Annotated in this window: 2 protein-coding genes; both read left to right on the forward strand. The window is 41.0% G+C overall.

Features of this window, described 5'->3' with window-relative positions:
• The coding region (locus OGM63_RS04905; protein WP_263744381.1) for a hypothetical protein at positions 1-259 on the forward strand (259 nt) is incomplete at its 5' end.
• Between the two features lie 130 nt (positions 260-389).
• Positions 390-1,988: a DNA phosphorothioation system sulfurtransferase DndC gene (gene dndC / locus OGM63_RS04910; RefSeq protein WP_263744382.1), complete on the forward strand. Its 1,599-nt coding sequence runs from the start codon at positions 390-392 to the stop codon at positions 1,986-1,988.
• The last annotated feature ends 191 nt before the right edge of the window (positions 1,989-2,179 follow it).

The raw sequence follows: 2,179 nt of genomic DNA on the forward strand, positions 1-2,179 counted from the left end.
TCTACACGGTATTTCGCGTCTCTACACGGTATTTCGCGTCTCTACACGGTATTTCGCGTCTCTACACGGTATTTCGCGTCTCTACACGGTATTTCGCGTCTCTACACGGTATTTCGCGTCTCTACACCGTATTTCGCGTCTCTACACCGAATTTCGCGTCTCTACACCGAATTTCGCGTCTCTACACGGTATTTCGCGTCTCTACACGGTATTTCGCGTCTCTACACCGCGTATTGCAACCAACCGAGAAGCGCTATGATTAGTTTTCTATAAAATTCGCTGAATATAACTAAGTTTTTAAAAAATTTACGTTCTACAATACTAAAGCTGATAAATGCAGTACATATAAAGAGGGTAAATAATGCCCGTGTCTATACAGGGAAGGAGAAATGGCTACAATACAACCAGCAAAGAAAAATCAGCAAGTGCGTACAGTCGCAGATTTAGTGGATAATATCCAAGAACTGACTGTGGAGATACAAGAATTATACACTCTGGATGCCATTCCTTGGGTAATTGGATATTCAGGTGGTAAAGATTCTACAGCAATTTTACAGTTAATCTGGAATGCGATCGCATCTCTCCCACTAGAAAAACGGACGAAGACTATTTATGTAATTACAACGGACACCCTTGTAGAAAATCCTTACGTTTCTGCTTGGGTACGCAAATCTTTAGAGCAAATTAAAGTTGCGGCAAAACAACAACAGATGCCTATGATACCGCATCTGTTACACCCCGAACTAAAAGAAACATTTTGGGTAGGATTAATCGGTAAAGGATATCCAGCACCAAGAAGAAAATTTCGTTGGTGTACGGAACGTTTAAAAATTAGTCCATCTAACCGCTTTATTCGAGATGTGATTCGGGTTAACAGTGAAGCGATCGTTGTTTTAGGTATTCGTAAAGCTGAAAGCTCATCACGCGCTAAAAGGATGAAAGAATGGCAAGCGAAAAGAGTCCGCGATCACCTTAGTCCGAACATGAATTTACCAAACTCTTTAGTTTACAGTCCCATAGAAGATTGGCGAAATGATGAAGTTTGGCTTTATTTAATGCAATGGGAAAATCCTTGGGGATACAGCAACAAAGATTTATTTACTATGTACAGAGGTGCGACAGCGGATAATGAATGTCCTTTAGTTGTCGATACATCTACTCCTAGTTGTGGTAGTTCTCGTTTTGGTTGTTGGGTTTGCACTTTAGTGAGTGAAGATAGCTCACTAAAAGCAATGATTCAAAATGATGAAGAAAAAGAATGGTTGCAACCCCTTCTGGATTTACGCAAAGAATTAGACATAGAAACAGAAGACCGGAATTGGCGAGATTTTCGTCGTAGAACTGGAGATGTCCAACTATATGAGCGGAATATAGAAGGGGAAATTTCAGTTGAGCCTATTCCTGGTCCCTATATTAAAGAAGCGCGAGAATATTGGTTAAAAAGACTCCTAACTATTGAGCAACAATTGAGGAGTAAAGCCCCAGAAAATATGCGCGATATCACCCTAATTACCCCAGAAGAACTGAGCGAAATTCGTCGCATTTGGCTAGAAGAAAGACACGAATTTGACGATAGTTTACCCCGCATTTATATGGAAGTGACTGGTGAAGTTTTCTCAGACCCTCGTCCCGGTGCTGATTATAGTCTACTCGGTACTGATGAATGGGCTGTGTTAGAAGAAATTTGTGAAGGTGATGCAATGCATTTAGAGTTAATGGCGAAACTGTTGGATACAGAACGCCAATATCGCAAAATGTCGCGTCGTGTGGGCATATACGACACCTTAGAGCAATGTTTTAAAACAAGTTCCCGCTCCCCAGAAGAAGCGATAAAAAATGCTCATTACAAACGTGATTTAAAAACAGCGGCAGGTTCCGGTGATGTAGAAAAGGTGAAGCAGCTAACTTTAGGAGATGTTGCGTTGACTTCGGAAGCAGAACCGAAAACTTGGGGGACTATGAAATTTAAAAATAAAAAGAGTGAATAAAAAGGCGAATAGAATTCGCAGCTACACAGACGAAACCCGCCTACGCAGGTTAAGGATAATGAAGTAATAAAAAGCGAATAGAATTCGCAGCTACACAGACGAAACCCGCCTACGCGGGTTAAGGAAAATGAGGTCAAATTACACACAATTGTATTTACATTATGTTTGGGCAACCTGGGATAGATTGCCTA

This window comes from Plectonema radiosum NIES-515, assembly GCF_025753815.1.
Lineage (GTDB): Bacteria > Cyanobacteriota > Cyanobacteriia > Cyanobacteriales > Nostocaceae > Hassallia > Hassallia radiosum_A.